15 protein-coding genes are annotated in these 19811 nt (G+C 62.9%); 7 read left to right on the plus strand and 8 right to left on the minus strand.

The window, feature by feature from the left end; genetic code table 11:
- The first annotated feature begins 19 nt into the window (after positions 1 to 19).
- Together ACTJKM_RS12150 and ACTJKM_RS12155 are read left to right on the plus strand one after the other, a co-directional pair.
- A complete protein-coding gene (locus ACTJKM_RS12150) occupies positions 20 to 883 on the plus strand; it encodes a cytochrome b/b6 domain-containing protein (protein WP_057248911.1) in 864 nt (287 codons plus the stop codon).
- Positions 880 to 1671 carry a molybdopterin-binding protein gene (locus ACTJKM_RS12155; protein ID WP_440660380.1) on the plus strand — a complete coding sequence of 264 codons (792 nt, stop codon included), beginning with the start codon at positions 880 to 882 and terminating at the stop codon, positions 1669 to 1671. The genes ACTJKM_RS12150 and ACTJKM_RS12155 overlap by 4 nt, the downstream gene beginning before the upstream one ends.
- 141 nt (positions 1672 to 1812) lie before the next feature.
- Here the strand turns inward: ACTJKM_RS12155 and ACTJKM_RS12160 are convergent, their stop codons facing one another.
- The 3 genes from ACTJKM_RS12160 to ACTJKM_RS12170 all read right to left on the minus strand — a co-directional run bounded on the left by ACTJKM_RS12160 (position 1813) and on the right by ACTJKM_RS12170 (position 5041).
- Entirely contained in the window at positions 1813 to 2898 is a 1086-nt protein-coding gene (locus ACTJKM_RS12160; RefSeq protein ID WP_058328271.1) for a YcjF family protein, read from the minus strand.
- Entirely contained in the window at positions 2895 to 4391 is a 1497-nt protein-coding gene (locus ACTJKM_RS12165; RefSeq protein WP_058328270.1) for a YcjX family protein, read from the minus strand. The genes ACTJKM_RS12160 and ACTJKM_RS12165 overlap by 4 nt, the downstream gene beginning before the upstream one ends.
- A gap of 131 nt (positions 4392 to 4522) precedes the next feature.
- On the minus strand, positions 4523 to 5041 hold the full coding sequence (locus ACTJKM_RS12170) for a SixA phosphatase family protein (RefSeq protein ID WP_058328269.1): 519 nt from the start codon (positions 5039 to 5041) through the stop codon (positions 4523 to 4525).
- 416 nt (positions 5042 to 5457) lie between these two features.
- Between ACTJKM_RS12170 and dksA the strand changes: the two genes are divergently transcribed.
- The gene (dksA, locus tag ACTJKM_RS12175; RefSeq protein WP_034794589.1) at positions 5458 to 5877 is read left to right on the plus strand and encodes an RNA polymerase-binding protein DksA; all 420 of its coding nucleotides are present in this window, start codon (positions 5458 to 5460) and stop codon (positions 5875 to 5877) included.
- A 128-nt stretch (positions 5878 to 6005) separates the two neighbouring features.
- Here the strand turns inward: dksA and ACTJKM_RS12180 are convergent, their stop codons facing one another.
- The gene (locus tag ACTJKM_RS12180; protein ID WP_440660382.1) at positions 6006 to 7007 is read right to left on the minus strand and encodes a flagellar biosynthetic protein FliO; all 1002 of its coding nucleotides are present in this window, start codon (positions 7005 to 7007) and stop codon (positions 6006 to 6008) included.
- Positions 7008 to 7271: 264 nt separating this feature from the next.
- Between ACTJKM_RS12180 and cckA the strand changes: the two genes are divergently transcribed.
- Positions 7272 to 9899 carry a cell cycle histidine kinase CckA gene (gene cckA, locus ACTJKM_RS12185; RefSeq protein WP_058328267.1) on the plus strand — a complete coding sequence of 876 codons (2628 nt, stop codon included), beginning with the start codon at positions 7272 to 7274 and terminating at the stop codon, positions 9897 to 9899.
- A 99-nt stretch (positions 9900 to 9998) separates the two neighbouring features.
- Here cckA and ACTJKM_RS12190 read toward each other — a convergent pair whose 3' ends face one another.
- Positions 9999 to 10928, minus strand: a complete 930-nt coding sequence (locus tag ACTJKM_RS12190) for a pseudouridine-5'-phosphate glycosidase (protein WP_058328266.1) — start codon at positions 10926 to 10928, stop codon at positions 9999 to 10001.
- A gap of 31 nt (positions 10929 to 10959) precedes the next feature.
- Positions 10960 to 11907, minus strand: coding sequence for a carbohydrate kinase family protein (locus tag ACTJKM_RS12195; RefSeq protein ID WP_058328265.1), 948 nt, complete (start codon positions 11905 to 11907; stop codon positions 10960 to 10962).
- Between the two features lie 321 nt (positions 11908 to 12228).
- Here ACTJKM_RS12195 and recA point away from each other — a divergent pair, with 321 nt between their 5' ends.
- Together recA and alaS are read left to right on the plus strand one after the other, a co-directional pair.
- Positions 12229 to 13320 (plus strand): recombinase RecA, encoded by a 1092-nt coding sequence (gene recA / locus ACTJKM_RS12200; RefSeq protein WP_057248921.1) that lies wholly within the window; start codon positions 12229 to 12231, stop codon positions 13318 to 13320.
- 228 nt (positions 13321 to 13548) lie between these two features.
- Positions 13549 to 16212, plus strand: coding sequence for an alanine--tRNA ligase (gene alaS / locus ACTJKM_RS12205; RefSeq protein ID WP_057248922.1), 2664 nt, complete (start codon positions 13549 to 13551; stop codon positions 16210 to 16212).
- A 96-nt stretch (positions 16213 to 16308) separates the two neighbouring features.
- Here alaS and ACTJKM_RS12210 read toward each other — a convergent pair whose 3' ends face one another.
- On the minus strand, positions 16309 to 17967 hold the full coding sequence (locus tag ACTJKM_RS12210; RefSeq protein WP_058324113.1) for a SulP family inorganic anion transporter: 1659 nt from the start codon (positions 17965 to 17967) through the stop codon (positions 16309 to 16311).
- 190 nt (positions 17968 to 18157) lie between these two features.
- Between ACTJKM_RS12210 and ACTJKM_RS12215 the strand changes: the two genes are divergently transcribed.
- The gene (locus ACTJKM_RS12215; protein WP_058324114.1) at positions 18158 to 19009 is read left to right on the plus strand and encodes an AraC family transcriptional regulator; all 852 of its coding nucleotides are present in this window, start codon (positions 18158 to 18160) and stop codon (positions 19007 to 19009) included.
- 237 nt (positions 19010 to 19246) lie between these two features.
- On the opposite strand, the gene ACTJKM_RS12220 is transcribed toward ACTJKM_RS12215, so the two are convergent.
- Positions 19247 to 19708 carry a GNAT family N-acetyltransferase gene (locus tag ACTJKM_RS12220; RefSeq protein ID WP_197417423.1) on the minus strand — a complete coding sequence of 154 codons (462 nt, stop codon included), beginning with the start codon at positions 19706 to 19708 and terminating at the stop codon, positions 19247 to 19249.
- Positions 19709 to 19811: the final 103 nt, after the last annotated feature.

Genomic DNA, 19811 nt, shown 5'->3' on the forward strand with positions numbered 1-19811 from the left:
GGGAAACGGGAGATTTCCCATGAACACGACGGAATATGATCCCCAGACGATCACGACACGCGCGCAGGCAAGACTGACGATCCGGCGGCACCGACTTGTCACGCGTCTTACCCATTGGGCGTGGGCGGTGGCCCTGTTCTTGCTGCTGCTCAGCGGCCTGCAAATCTTCAACGCGCATCCGGCGCTCTATATTGGCCAGCAATCCGGCTTCGCCTTCGACAACGGCGTCTTTTCAATCCAGCCGAGTCGCGACCGGAATGGCGAGGTCCGGGGTATAACGACCGTGTTGGGGCGAAACTTCGATACCACCGGCGTCCTCGGCGTCAGCGGGGCCAAGCAGGTACGCGCCTACAGGGCCTTTCCCGCCTGGCTGACCGTGCCATCTTACCAGGACCTTGCTACGGGACGGGTCGTGCATTTCTTCTTCGCCTGGGTCTTTGCTACGGTCTACGCCATCTGGTTCATGGCAAGCGTGATCAATGGGCACCTGAGGCGCGATATCCTTCCCGGCTGGGGCGATATCCGCGCGTTGCCGCACACCTTGACCGAGCACATTCGCTTTCACTTCGACCACGATGGGCGCTACAACAGCTTGCAGAAACTCTCCTACGCGCTTGTTCTCCTGTTGTTTTTCCCGCTGATGATCCTGACGGGCCTGACGATGTCACCGGGCATGAACGCTGCCTGGCCGTGGCTGCTCGACCTCTTCGGCGGGAGGCAGACGGCCCGCACGATCCACTTCGTCGTTATGCTCCTTCTCGTCGGGTTCTTCGTCGTGCACCTGTTCATGGTGTTTGCCGCCGGGCCGATCAACGAGATGCGGTCGATGATTACCGGCCGCTACCGTCTCGACGATCGACACAAGGGAGGGAATGCGAGATGACGCGCTTGTTCGTCAGTCGCCGTCGTTTCATGGGCATCGCCGGGGTGGCTGCATCCACCGTTCCGCTTGCCGGCTGCGACATGCTCGACGGGTTGCTTGCGGGCGACGATCCGGTGCGTGGCTTTCTCGCATCGGCCAACACACTGACCTACCGGTTGCAGCGGCTTTTGATCCCCGCGGACCGGCTCGCACCGGAGTTCTCGGAAAGCGAGATCCGCCAGGGGCAGCGGCCGAACGGCTCGACGGACCCGACCGACCCGGTTTATCTCGCGCTGAAGGACGCGGAGTTTGCTGCCTATCGGCTCAATGTCTCGGGGCTCGTGGAGCGACCGATGCAACTGACGCTCGACGAACTCCGCAACATGCCGTCACGCACGCAGATCACACGGCATGACTGCGTCGAAGGTTGGAGTTGCGTCGCCAAGTGGACGGGCGTGCCGCTGGCCCGAGTGCTGGATGAGGCAGGCGTGAAGAGCGACGCACGTTACGTTGTCTTCCATTGCTTCGACAGCATGTCGCTCGGGCTTGCGGGCTCGGCAGCCTACTATGAATCGATCGACATGATCGACGCCCGCCATCCGCAGACGATTCTGGCCTATGGCCTGAATGGAACGCTGCTTCCAGTCGCCAACGGCGCGCCGTTGCGTGTGCGCATCGAACGCCAGCTCGGCTACAAGATGGCGAAGTACATCCGGGCGATCGAAGTGGTCTCCGATCTCTCGAAGATTGGCGGAGGACGCGGCGGCTATTGGGAAGATCTCGGCTACGACTGGTATGCCGGTATCTAGAGCGCCGTGCGTTCAGATGAACGCACTAACGCCGCTCTGGCACTTTGTTTCTGGAGCATCTTTCCGCGTTTCTGGAGCATCTTTCCGCTTTCACGTGATTCGACTTGAAAGCGGGATGCTCCAGTGCCAACCGAACATGCCCTATTTCTCGCCGCCTTCGCTGCCGGCGCGCCCGGCACCCGGACTTAAGTCGGCCAGAAAATCGCCGATACCAGGGCGTTTCAACGCGCGGAACGGCATAGGACGGCAGAGGTCCATCGCCGCGATGCCGATACGCGCTGTCATCAGGCCGTTGATCACGCCTTCGCCAAGACGCGCCGAGAGCTTCGAGGCGAGGCCGTGCCCAAGCACCTGCTGGATGAGGCTGTCACCGGCGGCGATCGAGCCGGTAACGGCAAGATGGGCGATGACGTCGCGCATCAGCCTCAGCAGACCGAGCGTGCCGGGGCGGCCGCCGTAGAGTTCGGCCATGGAGCGGATCAGGCGGGCGGATTCATAGAGCACATAACCGAGGTCGACCAAGGCACGCGGGCTGACGGCTGTGACGATCGATACGCGCTTCGAGGCGGCAAGAATGAGGCGGCGGGCCTCGCGGTCGAGCGGGCTCAGGAGTTCGCGTTCGGTGAGTTCGATCAGATGCGGCCCATCGATGATCTCGCCCTCGGTTTCCTTCAGCCGCGTGCGGCCGCGTGCCGTTCGTGGATTGCTGGCCAGCAGATGGACGAGCTTCGTCTGCGCCGACCGCGCGCGCTTGGTGTTGCCCGAGGTCGCTGCAGCCTCCGTTTCCGATTTCAGCTTCTGGATGGCGGTAAGCTGCATCATCCCGGAGAGCTCGCGGGCAACGACGATCAGCAGCGCCAGCAGTCCGATCGCGACGACGGCAAGGGCGGTGTAACCGAGCCAATCGGCGCGGGTGAAGAGATCGCGCAGCAGGCGGTCGACCCAAAGGCCGGCGGCCAGCGAGAGAATGATGCCGAGAGCGCCGATCGCGATCTTGCCGACCGACAGGCGACGCTTGCGCGGGCTTGCTTCCGGCAACGCGAGCGCCTCGACCGCCAGCGTGGTCTCGCGGAACGGATCTTCCGCATCCGGCGTCAGCACCACATTGTCATCGAAGCTCGCGGGCGAACGCGGGACGCGCGACTGTGGGGCGGCCTGGACAGGCTTCTCCTCTCCAACCGAAAAGGCGCCGGGTCGGCGGCTGCGGCCGTTACCATCGTCACTCATGCGAGCCGGTCTCCGAACAGAAATTGCATGGCTCGGTCGAGACGGATATGCGGTACCGACAGTTTTAAGCCGCCGCCGGTTTCTTCGAGATGCGGCGGGCGGAAGCGGACGAAGCTGAGCTCTGGCAGAGGGTGGGCGCTTTCGACGAAGGTCGTTCCGCCCGACTGCATCTCGATCGCCTTGAAGAGCACTTCAGGATCTTCCGGCAAGTCACCGGGAAATATTGCGGTTTTCTTCTCGCCGTCAAAGATTTCGCCGTTGATCTCCTCGCCGGCGATCGGGGTGCCGACGATCACCGGCAGCGCATGGCCGTCGTGGTTGACGGTCGCTTCGCGGGTCGCCCTGACGGATGCAAGCGCCATGACCTCGAGGCCGGCGCCGCTCATGCCGATGCTCTGCGCGGCGCGATCGACCAGGCGCGCGGCGATGCGCTCCAACCGGTCGTGGCTTTCGTGATGCAGATGATCCGCCTTCGTCGCGGCGATCAGCACCTTGTCGATCCGGCGTGTCAGGAAGGAGGAGAGCCAGCTGTTGGTTCCCGGGCGGAAGCAGGCGAGCACGTCGGCAAGCGCCTGCTCGAGATCGAGCAGCGCTTCGGGGCCATTGTTGATCGCCTGGAGCGCATCGACCAGCACGATCTGGCGGTCGAGCCGTGCGAAGTGTTCGCGAAAGAACGGGCTGACCACATGCTTCTTGTAGGCCTCGTAGCGCCGCTCCATCATCGCCCAGAGCGAACCTTTCGGTGCGCGGCCATCCGGGAGATCGGGAAGCGGCGAGAAGGTGAGTGCCGGCGACCCCTCGAGATCGCCCGGCATCAGGAAGCGGCCAGGCGGGAGGGTCGAAGGAGAGCGTTCGTCCGCCTTGCACGCCCTCAGATAGCCCGTGAAACTTTCGGCAAGCCTGCGGGCGCTCGCCTCGTCGGCAACGGCCGTCGGTCCGGCCGAAGCGGCCAGCGTCAGCCACTCCGCCGAAAAGGTGCTCCGGCTGGCGGCATGGGCGCGTGCCACGGCGTTGTTGCTGAACGCGCGGAAATCCTGTGCCAGCAGGGGCAGATCGAGCAACCACTCACCGGGGTAATCGACGATATCGAGCGACAGGCGGCCGGAAGAGAACAGCCGGTTCCAGCCGCTGGCACTCTCATAGTCGATCGTGATGCGCAGTTGCGAAATGGCGCGGGTCGAATCCGGCCAGATGCGATCGCGCACCAGGGCAGCGATGTGGTCCTCGTATTGGAAGCGCGGTACGGCATCGTCCGGCTGCGGTTGAAGCCTGACCTTCGAGACCCGCCCGGAACGCACCGGCTCGAACACCGGCAGGCGTCCGCCGTTCAGGAGATTGTGCACCAGCGACGAGATGAAAACCGTCTTGCCGGAGCGCGACAGACCGGTGACACCGAGGCGGATGGAGGGATTGACGAGGCCGGAGGCTCGGTCGGTCAGATTGTCGAGCGCAATCAGGGCGTCGTCTTTGAAGCTGGTCAGGTTGGGCGCCAAATCTTGCTCTTTCTTGCGGCGTAGTTCCGTGGGGCGTTCTGCTGGCGTCGTCCGGCAGAACTGTCGCACGCAGGCAGCCACCGCGATATAGGCAATATTTCCCCGGTCGCAACGAGGATCCGGCAATTCTTCTATTGGTTGGGCAGCAGGATCGAGACCAATGTCGCGACCGCTGCGCCATCTTTCGGCGCGACGACGGGCAGGTCGAGGATCGAAAGCCCCCCCGGCGGATAACCGTAGGCAAACGCCTCACGCGCTGCGTCGTCTCCGATCAGCCGGTGAAGCAATTGCTCGATCATCGGGTTGTGCCCGACCAGCATCAGCGAATTCAGATGCCGATGGGCGTCGATGAGATCGAAGTAGACCGTTGCCGGTCCCGAATAGAGTGCATCGATGTAACGGATATCGAGACTTTCACTGACGGTGCGAAAGAACGGTTCGGCGGTTTCGCGGCAGCGCACGGCGGTGGAACAGAGGATGCGCTCGGGGCGGATGCCGCGGTCGGCAGCCATCTGCGCGAGCCGTTCCGCATCGACATAACCGACCTCGTCCAGCGCCCGGTCGAAGTCGCGTTGCCCGGGCAACGCCCAACCGGAGCGTGCGTGCCGCAGAAGGTAAAGGCGAAGGGCCTTGGGGGCGCTGTCTTGCATCGAGCGGTTTCCGGTGGCTGCCTGTCGCTTGTGGCGGCAGGGTCGAATGGTGTTGTCCGGGCACAGCTTGCGCGTCGCCCGGCAGACCTCCACCTTTTCCCTCGGGAGCCGCAAAGATCAAGCTGCCGGCTGCTTTTTTCCGGGGATCGGCAAGCTGCTGCGCTTTGCCGCGGTCGCGATCAGGCGATCCAATGACGCAAACACATCAGTGTCACTTTTCAGCGAGGACGGCCGGACGCAGCGGTACGTACAAGCAGGAATTCAAGTTCCAATGTGTAATTTTGATGAAATATTCGTCAGTTAGCCTGAATCGCGAGCAATATTAAAATACGGTTGAGTGCCTGTTCCGAGGCTTGAATCAAGGCTTCCATAGGTCTATACAGCGCCGCAATGAGATGTTCTTCAGGAGAATCGCGTTGAGTGAGAAGATCGATCTTAGTACCTTCGTCCTATCCGAGGACGATGAATTCATGAATGCCAACCACCGGGCGTATTTCCGGGCCAAGTTGAATGCTTGGAAAAATGACATCCTTCGTGAGGCACGCGAGACACTGGATCACTTGGCAGAGGAGAGCGCCAATCATCCTGATCTCGCGGACAGGGCTTCTTCCGAAACGGATCGGGCAATTGAGCTCAGAGCCCGAGACCGTCAGCGCAAGCTGATCTCCAAGATCGACGCGGCGCTGCAACGGCTCGATGAAGGCACCTACGGCTACTGCGAAGAGACCGGTGAGCCAATCGGCCTGAAGCGGCTGGACGCACGGCCAATCGCAACCCTGTCGATCGAGGCGCAAGAGCGTCACGAGCGTCGGGAAAAGGTCTACCGGGACGAATAAGATATCCGACTATCGGAACTGTCTGAAAAAAGGCGCGGCTCAAACCGCGCCTTTTTCTTTTGGACCGATTGCTTACCAAGGCTGGACCGCTTCGCGATGCTCAGCGGCGTCACCCGTGAGCGGGGAAGCTATGGCTTCCGGCCGGCCGAGATATCGGCCAGCATGCGGTTCATCTCTTCTTCGATGGACGGTTCCTTGCGGCCGCCTTCAGCGCCGGGCGCGCCAAGCGTAGGCTCCTGACGGCCGGATGGTGCCAGGGAGCGGCTCTCCGGTGCCACCATGTTCGTGGAGGCAACGGTGCCTGGGTTCGGTACTGTGGCCGGGCCAAGACGCTGCAGGTCGCCGCTGATCTCCGCATCGAGCAGGCGCTCGAAATCCGTGAGGGCAGTGGCCGGCGCCGGCTGGGGCTGCTGGATGGTGGGGGCCGGGCGCTGCAACTGCACGGGTTGTACGGGGATTGGCTGCGCCTGGACTTGCTGGACCGCCGGTGCGGACCTGTTTATGGCGATTTCGAAGTTCGACTGGGGCGCCGAAGCGGCCGTGACAGCCGGGATTTCCGGAGCCTGCTGCACGGACGGACGGACAGGCGGACGTTGTTCGGCCGCAAGGACGGGTGCGGCGACCGGGCGCTGCTCCACGACAACGCGCGGCGGCGCGGCCGGCTCGATACGGGTGACCGGTTGTTCCTCCGGTTGGGCAACGGGGCGGACCGGCGTGACGGCGGCGACGGTTTCAGCTTCAAGCGAAGGTGCGGCTTGTTGCGGCAGCTCTCGCGTTGCCGGCCGGCTGTCCACTGCCAGCGGTTCCGCTACCTTGCGCTCCGCGACGGTCGCCCGCTCCTCGGGCGCACCGATCCGGCTCTCGATGACGATATCCGTCGGGCCGCCGATCATGATCAGATGTTCGACATCATCGCGGCGCACGAGCACCAGGCGGCGACGGGTGTCGACGGCAGCGGCATCGAGCACGGCAAGGCGCGGCTGGCGGTTCTTGCCGCCGCGAATGAAGGGCGAGGAGGGGCGATTGCGCATGATCCAGAGCACGGCCACGAGGCAGAGAAGTCCGATCGCGACGGCTGCGGCGGCGATGACGAACCGGCTGCCATTGTCTGCGATGATCGTTTCCATCATAGGCTGAACTCCTTCTGCCTTTCGAGTGCCAGTATTTGACGGCTTTTTTCGGGCCCGGACAAGGACTTCGCCGACATTCCCTGTGAATTGGCTGCAATGCTTCCGCAGAGGTGCTTTTTGCTGTTATCTCTGATTGTTAAAGATGATTCTTGTCCGAATGATCGAGGGCGTATCGGGAATGACCGATTTCGCCCGGTGGATTACGCGGATACCGGCCGGAAGTGCCGGCCCGCGCGCGCGGTGCCGGCCGCATAAGAGGATCCGATGACGAAATTGCGGCAGTCAGGCGACTACCAGATGCCGGTTGTTGACCGTGGCGTCAGGCCAGGCACCGTGCTGCGGATCGTTCTGCTCGCGATCGTCCTCACCGTGTCAGCCATCGCCTTCGTGATCTTCAAGAACGAGATGGAAAACGAGATCGTTCTCGGCATCCTCGGCGTTCTTGCCATGGTCGGCATCTTCTTCCTCGTCTCCTCCGTCATCGGCTTCATCGAGGTCATGCCGCAGTCGCGCCCGGACGAACTGGCGCGCGCCTTTCTCGATGCCCATGAGGACGGCACGATCGTCACCGACCGCAAGGGCCGGATCATCTACGCCAACGCCGCCTATGGCGCGCTGACGGGTGCCAAGAGCGCCGCCGGCATCCAGTCGCTGGAAACCATCCTATCGCGCAATCGCGAGGCGACGGAAGCGATCTATCGGCTGACGAACGGTCTACACGAGGGCAAGCAGGGGCATGAGGAATTCCGCCTGCTGAAGCCGCTCGCGACCAGCACCTCCAGCGGCTCCGGCGCCCATTGGTTCCGGCTGAAGGCGCGGGTGCTGCCGCTCGAAGACAGCGAGCGCAATCCGCTTTATCTCTGGCAGATTGCCGACATTACGGCGGAGCGCGACGACCAGGAGCGCTTCTTCAAGGAACTGCAGAACGCGATCGACTATCTCGACCACGCGCCGGCCGGCTTCTTCTCTGCCGGGCGCAAGGGCGAGATCTTCTACATCAATGCCACGCTCGCCGATTGGCTCGGCATCGACCTGACCAAGTTCCAGCCGGGGTCGATCAGCATCGGCGACCTGGTGGCCGGCGAGGGGCTGACGCTGGTTCAGGCCGTGCAGGCGGAGCCTGGCCTGAAGAAAACCAAGATGCTCGACCTCGATCTGCGCAAGCTGAACGGCCAGAGCCTGCCGGTGCGCATGATCCACCGGGTCTCCTCGACGCGCGACGGGGCACCCGGCGAAAGCCGCACCATCGTCATGTCGCGCGAAGGCGGCGAGGACAACGAGCAATCGGCGTCGAGCGCGGCAATGCGCTTTACCCGCTTCTTCAACAATACGCCGATGGCGATCGCCTCCGTCGATGGCAATGGCCGGATTCTGCGCACCAACGCGCCGTTCCTGAAGCTCTTCTCCGGCCTCGTCTCGCAGGACGACGTCGAGCGCGGGGCGCTGATCGAAGCCGTGGTGCACGAAAGCGAAAAGGGCCGACTGCACGAGGCGTTGGCGGCAGCCAAGGACCGGCAGGGTGACATCGCGCCGATCGATGCGCTGCACCCGAAGGATGGCGAGCGCCACTTCCGCTTCTATATCAACGCCGTGATCGACCAGAGCGATCAGTCGCCAGAGGAAGCGGCAATCATCCATGCGCTTGAAATCACCGAGCAGAAGGCGCTCGAGAACCAGATGGCGCAGACCCAGAAGATGAACGCCGTGGGCACGCTCGCCGGCGGCATCGCGCACGACTTCAACAACGTGCTGACGGCGATCCTGCTGTCGTCCGACCACCTGCTTCTGTCGGCCCGTACGGCAGATCCGAGCTTTGCCGATCTCATGGAGATCAAGCGCAACGCCAACCGCGCTGCGGTGCTTGTGCGCCAATTGCTCGCCTTCTCGCGCAAGCAGACGATGCGGCCGACGGTGCTCAATATGACGGATGTGATCGGTGACCTGCGCATGCTGGTCGACCGCATGACCGGAACCAACGTCAAGGTCGAGGTGGACTATGGCCGCGATCTCTGGCCGGTCAAGAGCGATCTCGGCCAGTTCGAACAGGTGCTGCTGAACCTGGCGGTCAATGCCCGCGATGCAATGCCGGAGGGCGGCACGATCACCCTTCGGACGCGCAACCTGCCTGCCGCCGAGGTTGCGTCCTTCGGACGACGCGAGTTGCCGGACGACGATTTCGTGATGGTCGAGGTCGCCGACCAGGGGACCGGCATCCCGCCTGAGATCCTCGACAAGATTTTCGAGCCGTTCTTCACCACCAAGGAAGTCGGCAAGGGCACTGGTCTCGGCCTGTCGATGGTCTATGGCATCATCAAGCAGTCGGGCGGTTACATCTATCCGGAATCGGAAGTCGGCAAGGGTACGACCTTCCGCATCCTGCTGCCGCGCCACATCGAGGTGCCGGTAGCGGTCGAAGAGACCAACCCGGCGGCGACAGAAACGGCGGAGGCGGCTCCGGCGCGGGTAGCGCAGACAATTGCAGCACCGGCGGCAAAGACCGAGGAGCCGGCCGATCTCACCGGGGATTCGGCCGTCGTCCTGCTTGTCGAGGACGAGGAGGCGGTACGCCGCGGCGGCAAGCGCATGCTGGAAACGCGCGGCTACACAGTCTACGAGGCGGGCTCCGGCGTCGAAGCGCTCGATATCATGGAAGAGCTCGATGGCGCGGTGGATATCGTCGTCTCTGACGTGGTGATGCCCGAGATGGACGGACCGACGCTGCTGACCGAACTGCGGAAGAAGTATCCAGACCTGAAGTTCATCTTCGTTTCCGGCTATGCCGAAGACGCCTTTGCCCGCAACCTGCCGGCGGATGCGAAATTCGGCTTCCTGCCGAAGCCGTTCTCGCTGAAGCAGCTCGCAGTCTCCGTGCGCGAAATGCTCGACTCCTAGATCAGCGGTCTGACACTGAAATCATCAGCCGGTGGAAGCCGGACATGAAAAAGCCCGGCGCTTGCGTGCCGGGCTTTTTCGTCTGGTATCCTATCGGAATTACTTGGCGTTGAGCGCGACCGCGATCTCGCCGGCAAGGCGCGCATTGTTCTCGACCAGCGCGATGTTGGTCTCGAGGCTGCGGCCTTCGGTCATGTGGAAGAGATTGTCGAGCAGGTAAGGCGTGACGGCCTTGCCGGTGATCTCATCGCTCTCGGCATTGTCGAGCGCGCGGGCGATGTAGATTTCCATCTCTTCGCGCGGGATTTCGCTTTCCTCCGGCACCGGATTGGCTACCAGCATGCCGCCGTCGACGCCGAGCAGTTCGCGCATGTTCTGGAAGTTGGCGATCGCCGCCGGGCTGTTCAGCATCAGCGGGCTCTTGAGGCCGCTGTCGCGCGACCAGAAGGCCGGGAAGACTTCGCTGTCATAGGTGACGACGGGGACACCGCGGGTTTCGAGCACTTCGAGCGTCTTCGGAATGTCGAGGATCGCCTTGGCGCCGGCGCAGACGACGATGACGCCGGTGCGGGCAAGTTCGTCGAGGTCGGCGGAGACGTCGAAGGTGAGTTCGGCGCCGCGGTGCACGCCACCGATGCCGCCGGTCGCAAAGACGCGGATGCCGGCGCGGGCAGCCGCAATCATCGTCGCGGCGACGGTGGTTGCGCCCGTGCGGCGCTCGGCGATCGCGAAGGCGAGGTCGGCGCGCGAGACCTTCATCGCACCTTCCGTCTTCGCCAACTCCTCGAGCTTGGCGTCATCAAGGCCGATATGCAGCACGCCATGGATGACGGCGATCGTTGCCGGCACGGCACCCTGTTCGCGGATGATCGCTTCGACGCTGCGGGCCATGTTCAGATTGCCGGGATAGGGCATGCCATGGGTGATGATGGTCGATTCCAGCGCCACGATCGGCGCGCCACGCGCCTTGGCGGCTGCGACCTCGTCGGAATATGCCATCGGCAGGGAGGGAGAAGCGGGTTTGGTCATGGTCTTTCCTTGGGAGTTCTGCTGGCAATTGTCATGACAGCATTTGGGGCGTGGGCACAAGAGCCAGCGCCTGTTCGAGATTGGCCGCGGACATCTCTTCGGATGCGGCCAAGGGAGAGCGCAATGTGATTCCGGCGGCTGCGATGCCGTGCCGCAGGCACTCGGTCAGATTGCAGCCGGCGAGGCGCGCGGAGAGGAAGCCGGAGGCAAGCGCATCACCGGCGCCGGTCACGTCGGCCAGTGCCGGGAGCGCCGGCGGAACGGCAACGCAGATGCTGTCGCCATCGAAGGCGACGACCGCGCGGCCGCCGCGTGTGACCACGCCGCCATTGAGGCCCGCGCTTCTCAAAAGCGCCGGCCATGCTTCCGCCTCGGCCGCGTCCTTGCCGGTCAGCGCCCGTGCCTCGGATTCATTCATGAACAGGAAGGAGAGATGGGGGAGGCACGGCCGGTAGCGGATGACCTTGGCGGGCGAAACGGCAATGCCGGCGACGAGGCGCCCGTTGCCCGCGGCCGACTGGACCAGCGCGGCGATCGTTTCCTCCGGCAGGTTGGCGTCCGTCAGCACGAGCCTGCTCGTGGCGACGACATCGCGGAGCGCCCGGCGTTGCAATTGTCGCGGCGAGAACAGCCGGTAGAGTTCCATGTCGGCGAGCGCGATCACCAGATTGCCGTCGTTTTCAAGGATCGCGGTGTAGCTCGGCGTCTGGCGATCGAGAAAGGTGAGGGGGCTGTCGATGACCCCTGCTGCGGCCGCCGCCGCCGTCACCATCTCGCCGGCGGCATCGCCGCCGCGAGTGCTGATCATGCGCACGCCATGGCCAAGGCGCGCAAGGTTGCGGGCCGCGTTGAAGCCGCCACCGCCAGCCTCTTCGAACCAGGTGCCGGGATTGCTGGAACCCGGTGCGGTCGTCCCCGATATGCGGCCGCGCCTGTCGATATGCGCTCCGCCGAAGACGGCGATTTCAGCTTCCGTCATGAATGTTCCTCTGCTTGGCCCATCGGCCGAAATATCTGTTGGCTTTCTGCAATGGCCGAGGTCCAAATTCCAAGGACCCATGCGCCCGATCTCTTCGTCTCAGGCGAATCGGCCAAGCCCTGAGGGGCAGGTTTGAAGACGTACTGCGCGCATTTGAGAACCTATGGTTTCAATCCCGTGAACATGAAAAGAACGAAACCAAGATAATCATTGTTTTTCAATATATTGTCCTGCTCTTGCAAATACGGAACAAAACATGTACAAAAACTCCTGCGGCGGCTTCATTGCCTCGGTAGCTTCAATAACCTAAAGGTGGACCAAATGGCACAAAACTCTTTGCGGCTCGTAGAGGACAAATCGGTGGATAAAAGCAAGGCACTTGAAGCGGCACTTTCCCAGATCGAACGGTCGTTCGGCAAGGGATCGATCATGAAGCTCGGTGGGAAGGACAGCATCATCGAGATCGAAACCGTCTCGACGGGTTCTCTCAGCCTCGACATCGCGCTCGGCATCGGCGGCCTGCCGAAGGGCCGCATCGTTGAAATTTACGGCCCGGAAAGCTCGGGTAAGACGACGCTGGCGCTGCAGACGATCGCCGAAGCACAGAAGAAGGGCGGCATCTGCGCCTTCGTCGACGCCGAACACGCGCTCGATCCGATCTATGCGCGCAAGCTCGGTGTCGATCTCGAAAACCTCCTGATCTCGCAGCCGGACACCGGCGAGCAGGCGCTTGAGATCACCGACACGCTGGTGCGCTCCGGTGCGATCGACGTTCTCGTCGTCGACTCCGTCGCAGCGCTTGTGCCGCGCGCCGAAATCGAAGGCGAAATGGGCGACAGCCTGCCGGGCATGCAGGCACGCCTGATGAGCCAGGCGCTGCGCAAGCTGACCGCGTCGATCTCCAAGTCGAACTGCATGGTCATCTTCATCAACCAGATCCGCATGAAGATCGGCGTCATGTTCGGTTCGCCGGAAACCACCACCGGCGGCAACGCGCTGAAGTTCTACGCCTCGGTCCGCCTCGACATCCGCCGCATCGGTTCGGTCAAGGAGCGCGAAGAGGTCGTCGGCAACCAGACCCGTGTCAAGGTCGTCAAGAACAAGATGGCGCCGCCCTTCAAGCAGGTCGAGTTCGACATCATGTATGGCGAAGGCGTTTCCAAGACCGGCGAACTCGTCGATCTCGGCGTCAAGGCCGGCATCGTCGAGAAATCCGGTGCCTGGTTCTCCTATAACAGCCAGCGCCTCGGCCAGGGCCGCGAGAACGCCAAGACGTTCCTGCGCGACAACCCGGACCTGGCGCGTGAGATCGAGACGGCGCTGCGCCAGAACGCCGGCCTGATCGCCGACCGGTTCCTCGAAAACGGCGGCCCGGAACCCGACGACGGCAGCGACGACGCCGCCGAGGCGTGAAACACCAGGAACTGAAGCTTCCGGAGAACCGGTCGTCCTATGACGGCCGGTTTTTTGCTGCCGTCTGGACAGTATGATACGTGAACGATAAAAGCCTTTGGTTCCGGCGACCGAGGGCGTTGGAGGGCGCGGCCATCATGGATGGCCACGGGGTTTAAGGACAATGGCTTAGTGGCGCGGCAGATGCCGGATCCGGGCCGGAATCGGTGCTTTAGAATAGGACGCAAGATGAGCGGCGTGAATGAAATCCGGTCGACCTTTCTCGACTATTTCCGCAGGAACGGTCATGAGGTCGTGTCGTCGAGCCCGTTGGTGCCGCGCAACGACCCGACATTGATGTTCACCAATGCCGGCATGGTGCAGTTCAAGAACGTCTTCACCGGCCTGGAACAGCGTCCCTATTCGACGGCCGTGACCGCGCAGAAATGCGTGCGCGCCGGCGGCAAGCACAACGACCTCGACAATGTCGGCTACACCGCGCGCCATCACACCTTCTTCGAAATGCTCGGCAACTTCTCCTTTGGCGATTACTTCAAGGAGAACGCCATCGAGCTTGCCTGGAACCTGATCACTAGGGAATACGGCCTCGACGCCAAGCGCCTGCTGGTCACGGTCTACCACACCGACGACGAAGCCTTCGATCTCTGGAAGAAGATCGCCGGCTTCTCCGACGACCGCATCATCCGCATTCCGACGAGCGACAACTTCTGGGCCATGGGCGATACCGGGCCCTGCGGCCCATGCTCGGAAATCTTCTACGACCATGGCGACCATATCTGGGGTGGACCGCCCGGCTCGGCCGACGAGGACGGTGACCGTTTCATCGAGATCTGGAACCTCGTCTTCATGCAGTACGAGCAGATCACCAAGGAAGAGCGGGTCAACCTGCCGCGTCCGTCGATCGACACCGGCATGGGCCTCGAGCGCCTGGCAGCGGTGCTGCAGGGCCAGCACGACAACTACGACATCGACCTTTTCCGCGCCCTGATCGCAGCTTCCGAGGAAGCAACCGGCGTCAAGGCCGAGGGCGACCAGCGCGCCAGCCATCGTGTCATTGCCGACCATCTGCGTTCGTCCGCTTTCCTGATTGCCGACGGCGTGCTGCCGTCGAACGAGGGCCGCGGTTACGTGCTGCGCCGCATCATGCGCCGCGCCATGCGCCACGCGCAATTGCTCGGTGCCCGGGATCCGTTGATGTGGAAGCTCTTGCCGGCGCTGGTCGGCCAGATGGGCCGCGCCTATCCGGAACTGATGCGCGCAGAAGCGCTGATCTCCGAGACGCTGAAGCTTGAGGAAACCCGCTTCCGCAAGACGCTGGAGCGCGGTCTGAACTTGCTTTCGGACGCATCTGCCGATCTCTCGGAAGGCGACCAGTTCAACGGCGAAACCGCCTTCAAGCTCTACGACACCTACGGCTTCCCGCTCGACCTGACCCAGGACGCCCTGCGCGCCAAGGGCATCACCGTCGATACCGACGCCTTCTCTGTCGCCATGGAGCGCCAGAAGGCCGAAGCCCGCGCCAACTGGGCCGGCTCGGGCGAAGCGGCGACCGAGACGATCTGGTTCGAGCTCAAGGAAAAGCACGGCGCCACCGACTTCCTCGGCTATGACACCGAGACCGCCGAAGGCGTGATCCAGGCGATCGTGCGCGACGGCGCCGTCGTCGCTTCGGCAGCCAAGGGCGACACGGTCCAGGTGGTGCTCAACCAGACGCCGTTCTACGGCGAATCGGGCGGCCAGATGGGCGACACCGGCACGATCACCACCGAAACCGGCAAGCTTGTCGTGACCGACACGCAGAAGCGCGGCGAGGGGCTCTTCGTTCATTTCGCGACCGTTGCTGAAGGTACGGTGAAGACCGGCGACGCCGCGCAGCTCGACGTCGACCATGCGCGCCGCTCGCGCCTGCGCGCCAACCACTCGGCAACCCACCTGCTGCATGAGGCGCTGCGCGAAGTGCTCGGCACCCATGTCGCCCAGAAGGGCTCGCTGGTAGCCCCGGAACGCCTGCGCTTCGACGTTTCGCATCCGAAGCCGATGACGGCGGAAGAGCTGAAGATCGTGGAGGAAATGGCCAACGAGATCATCGTGCAGAACACGCCGGTGACCACGCGCCTGATGAGCGTCGACGATGCGATCGCCGAAGGCGCGATGGCACTCTTTGGCGAGAAGTATGGCGACGAAGTGCGCGTCGTCTCGATGGGCCGCGGCATTCACGGTTCCAAGGCCAACCGCGCCTATTCCGTCGAGCTTTGCGGCGGTACCCACGTGTCGGCCACCGGTGACATCGGTCTCGTCCGTGTCGTTTCGGAAAGCGCAGTCGGCGCCGGCGTTCGCCGCATCGAGGCGCTGACCGGCGAAGCCGCACGCGCCTATCTCAACGAGCAGGACGAGCGCGTGAAGACACTCGCCAACACGCTGAAGGTTCAGCCGGGCGACGTGCTCGGCCGCGTCGAGGCGCTGCTCGACGAACGCCGCAAGCTGGAACGCGAACTGACCGAAGCCAAGAAGAAGCTGGCGCTCGGCGGTGGCGGCGAGGCGGGTTCCGCCGACGCAGCCCGCGACATCGCTGGCGTTCGTTTCCTCGGCAAGGTCGTCTCGGGCGTCGAGCCCAAGGATCTGAAGAGCCTTGCCGATGACGGCAAGAAGAGCCTCGGCTCTGGCGTCGTCGCTTTCGTCGGCGTGTCCGGCGATGGCAAGGCGAGTGCGGTCGTGGCCGTCACCGACGATCTGACCTCGAAGCTCAGCGCCGTCGACCTCGTTCGCGTCGCATCAGCCGCGCTCGGCGGCAAGGGTGGCGGCGGACGTCCTGACATGGCCCAGGCCGGTGGTCCGGATGGTGAGAAGGCGGCCGAAGCCATCGAGGCCGTGGCCGTTGCACTGGCCGGGTAACCGTCAAAGACAGAAACTAGAAGGGCGCCACTTCGGCGCCCTTTTTTGTTCGATGTCCTCAAATTGTTAGAAAACGTCGGCATCGCTCTGAATTCTCTATTCTTTCGTCGCACCGCGGATGTTGTCGAGCGCAAGTTCGATGGACGCAAACGTTGCGACACGTGGCTCGTGCACGTCGTGGCTCGCCAGCATGCGCCGGACTTGGTGCGAGGCGCCGGTAACGATGAAGCGCACGCCGGTCCGTTCGGCCTTTCGGACGGTGCCTTCGATCACGTTAGCCGCGGTTGAATCCATGAAAGGCACGTCGCTGCAATCAAGAATGAAGTTGCGGCGCTGGTCGGCAATCCGGTCCAGCACCGAGCCAACAGTTGCCGCGGAGCCGAAGAAGAAGACGCCGGAAATGTGATAGATCACCGTATCCGGGTCGTCGGCGGCAACGGGATGTTCCTCGGCGCCATTTTCTTCCGCGCTGGATCCTGGGCGCTTCGCTTTGCCGATGGCGATGCTCTTGGCCATACGGTCGATGAAGAGAACGGCTCCAAGCGCGAAGCCGACGACGATACCTTCGGTCAGATCGCGAAAGACGACGATGGCAAAGGTGGCGAGCAGCACCACGGCATCGCCGCCTGATGATCGCAACAACGCCATGAAGGCCGGCTTCTCGACCATGTTCCAGGCGACGACCGCAAGCATGCCGGCAAGGGCTGCAAGCGGGATATAGCTTGCAAGTGGAGCAGCCACCAGCATGAAAGCGAGAAGGAAAGCCGCGTGCAGCATGCCCGACACCGGACTGGTGCCGCCGGCCCGCACATTCGTCGCCGTGCGTGCGATGGTGCCGGTGACGCAGATGCCGCCGAAGAGTGCCGAACCGATGTTGGCAATGCCCTGGCCGATCAGTTCGACGCTGGAGCGATGACGCCGGCCGGTCATGCCGTCAGCGACGACGGCGGAAAGCAGGGATTCGATGGCTCCGAGCAGCGCGAACGAAACTGCATCCGGGAAGACCGCAGCGACCCGGTCGAAGGATAACGGCGGCAGCGCCGGCCTCGGCAGGCCGCCGGGGATGCCGCCAAAGCGGGTGCCGATCGTTTCGGTCGGCAGGTGTAACAGGGCGACGGCGACAGATGCGACGGCGATCGCGATCAGCATGCCCGGCCAATGCGGCCTCAGCTTGCGTAGGACGAAGATAACAGCAATCGTCAGTGCTGCGGTTGCCACGGTCGGCGGGTTGATCGTGTCGATCGCGGCAGCGAGGGCGGTGATCTTGTCGAGGAAGGGGCCGGGCTCATTGCCCTCAAGCGTGATCCCGAGAAGATCGCGCAGCTGGCTTGCGAAGATGATCACCGCGATGCCGGCGGTAAAGCCAACGGTGACGGGATAGGGAATGAACTTGATGTATTTGCCGAGCCGCAAATAGCCGGCAGCAATCAGCATCACCCCGGCCATCATCGTCGCCAGCAGGAGACCGTCGACGCCGTGGCGATTGACCGTGGCAGCGACCAGCACGATGAAGGCGCCAGCCGGACCGCCGATCTGGGAGCGGCTGCCGCCGAGGAAGGAGACAAGAAAGCCGCCGACAATGGCGGTATAGAGGCCGCGATCAGGCGTGACGCCCGATGCGATGGCGATCGCCATCGACAGGGGCAAGGCAACGATTGCGACAGTGAGGCCGGCGATCGCGTCGGCGCGCAGGCGGGCGCCGTCATATCCTTCAGTGAAAACGCTTACGATCTTCGGAACAAGAGTATCGGTCATCGGCTGGGCCTTCGGCCAGAAGAGTTCCGTCCGGTGGATCCCGGGCGGAGCCTGCAAGACGGCAATGATAATAGAGCTAGCTTGAGTCGCGGCGCTTGCAAAATTGTGGCGGTACGCCGGAGAAGTCCGCAGGATTTGTCAAATTGATCTATGGTCTACCGATCCGTGAGCAAAGCGCGAAAGGGTAGACATGGACGATCGGGTAGCGTGGGCGACCTATGAACGGCGCCTGCACAGGGTCAGCGACTACATTTATGGCCATCTCGACGGCGATCTCGACCTCGATCGTCTCTCCGAGATCGCCTGTCTATCGCCGCACCACTGGCACCGCATCTATCGTGCGGTCCATGGCGAGACGCTGGCCGCAACCGTGAAGCGGCTGCGACTGCAGCGGGCCTCGGCCGATCTCGCCCAGTCCGATCTTCCTGTCGAAGCGATCGCGCAGCGCTCTGGCTACCCCAATCTCCAATCCTTCAACCGCACCTTCAAGGGAGCTTACGGGCTGCCGCCGGCGCGCTACCGGAAGGAGGGCAGCCATGTCGCCTTTGAAACCGCGTCAACGGAAGGAATCCCTGATATGTATGAAGTCACCCTCAAGGAGGTTGAGGCCTTCGACCTCGTCGGCGTCGCCCATAGCGGCTCCTACATGGAGATCGGGCGGGCGTTCGAGACGCTCTACGGAACCTTGTTCTCGCGCCAGCTGTTCCGGCCGGACATGGAGATGATCGGCATCTACCTCGACGACCCCGAACTGGTTCCGACCGACAAGCTGCGCTCCTTCGCCTGCGTCAGCGTTCGCGAACAGATGCCGGTGGAGACGCCGCTGACACCGCAGCACCTCGACGGCGGCCGCTACGCCGTGCTGCGCCACAAGGGTCCCTATGCGGATATGCCGAACGCTTACCAATGGCTCTACGGCACCTGGCTGCCACAGTCAGATCGTGAAATCCGCGACAGCCTGATGTTCGAGAAGTATCTCAACAATCCCCGCGAAGTGGCGCCGACGGAGCTTTTGAGCGAGATCTACCTGCCGCTGAAGTGAGGCTTGCAAGACGTCGGTGGTCGGTTGCGATCGGCGAAGTGGAACACCTCTGAACGGCCGACAAGGTTTCAAGCCTTGTCTGCCTTTTCCTGATGGCACCTGCCGATCCAAGCGCAGACATCCGGCCACACAAACAAGAAGGGCCGGCTGAGCCGACCTCTCCTCGTCCGCCATTTTGCAGTGCCGGTACATCCGTGGCCAGCAATCGCATGCTATCGAGCCGTCGGCTTTCGCCCCTCACGGCCCGCAAGGCTTGATCAACTTGCTCATATTGATGCCGGTAACGCGAAAACCTGCGACATCGTAGACGTGTTTGGCACGTCGATTGTTCTCCGCGACACGCAGCTTTATCTGCTTAAAGCCTTTCGCTGAAAGCTCGGTTTCGAGCGCATTGAGGGCCTGCTTGGCGAAACCTTGCCCCTGCTGGCTGGCAAGGATGTGGAAATCGCTGATGAAGACCGAATGGCCGGCGAGGTCTGGTCTATACCAGAGGTAGCCTATGAGGCTGGAATCGGTCTCATTGATCACACAGAGCAGCACGTTGCCCGGCGTCTTCACGCCCTGCGGCAGATCTTGTGCGATTTCACGTCTTGCCTGCACCAGCGCGTCAGCGTCGGAAAAGCCGTAGTTGGCCGAAATTTCAATGGCGTAGTCCGGAATGAAATAGTCGAGATAGGCCGGGTATTCGCTATCAAGCATCGGTCTGAATGAGATCATCGGTCGTTCCCGTAAGGGCTTGCCGCCGCGGAGATCAGCTGAGCGACGGTGCTGGTAAAAAAGAAACCCGGCGCATGGCCGGGTT

Source organism: Ensifer sp. 22460 (genome assembly GCF_052044935.1).
Taxonomy (GTDB): Bacteria; Pseudomonadota; Alphaproteobacteria; order Rhizobiales; family Rhizobiaceae; genus Ensifer.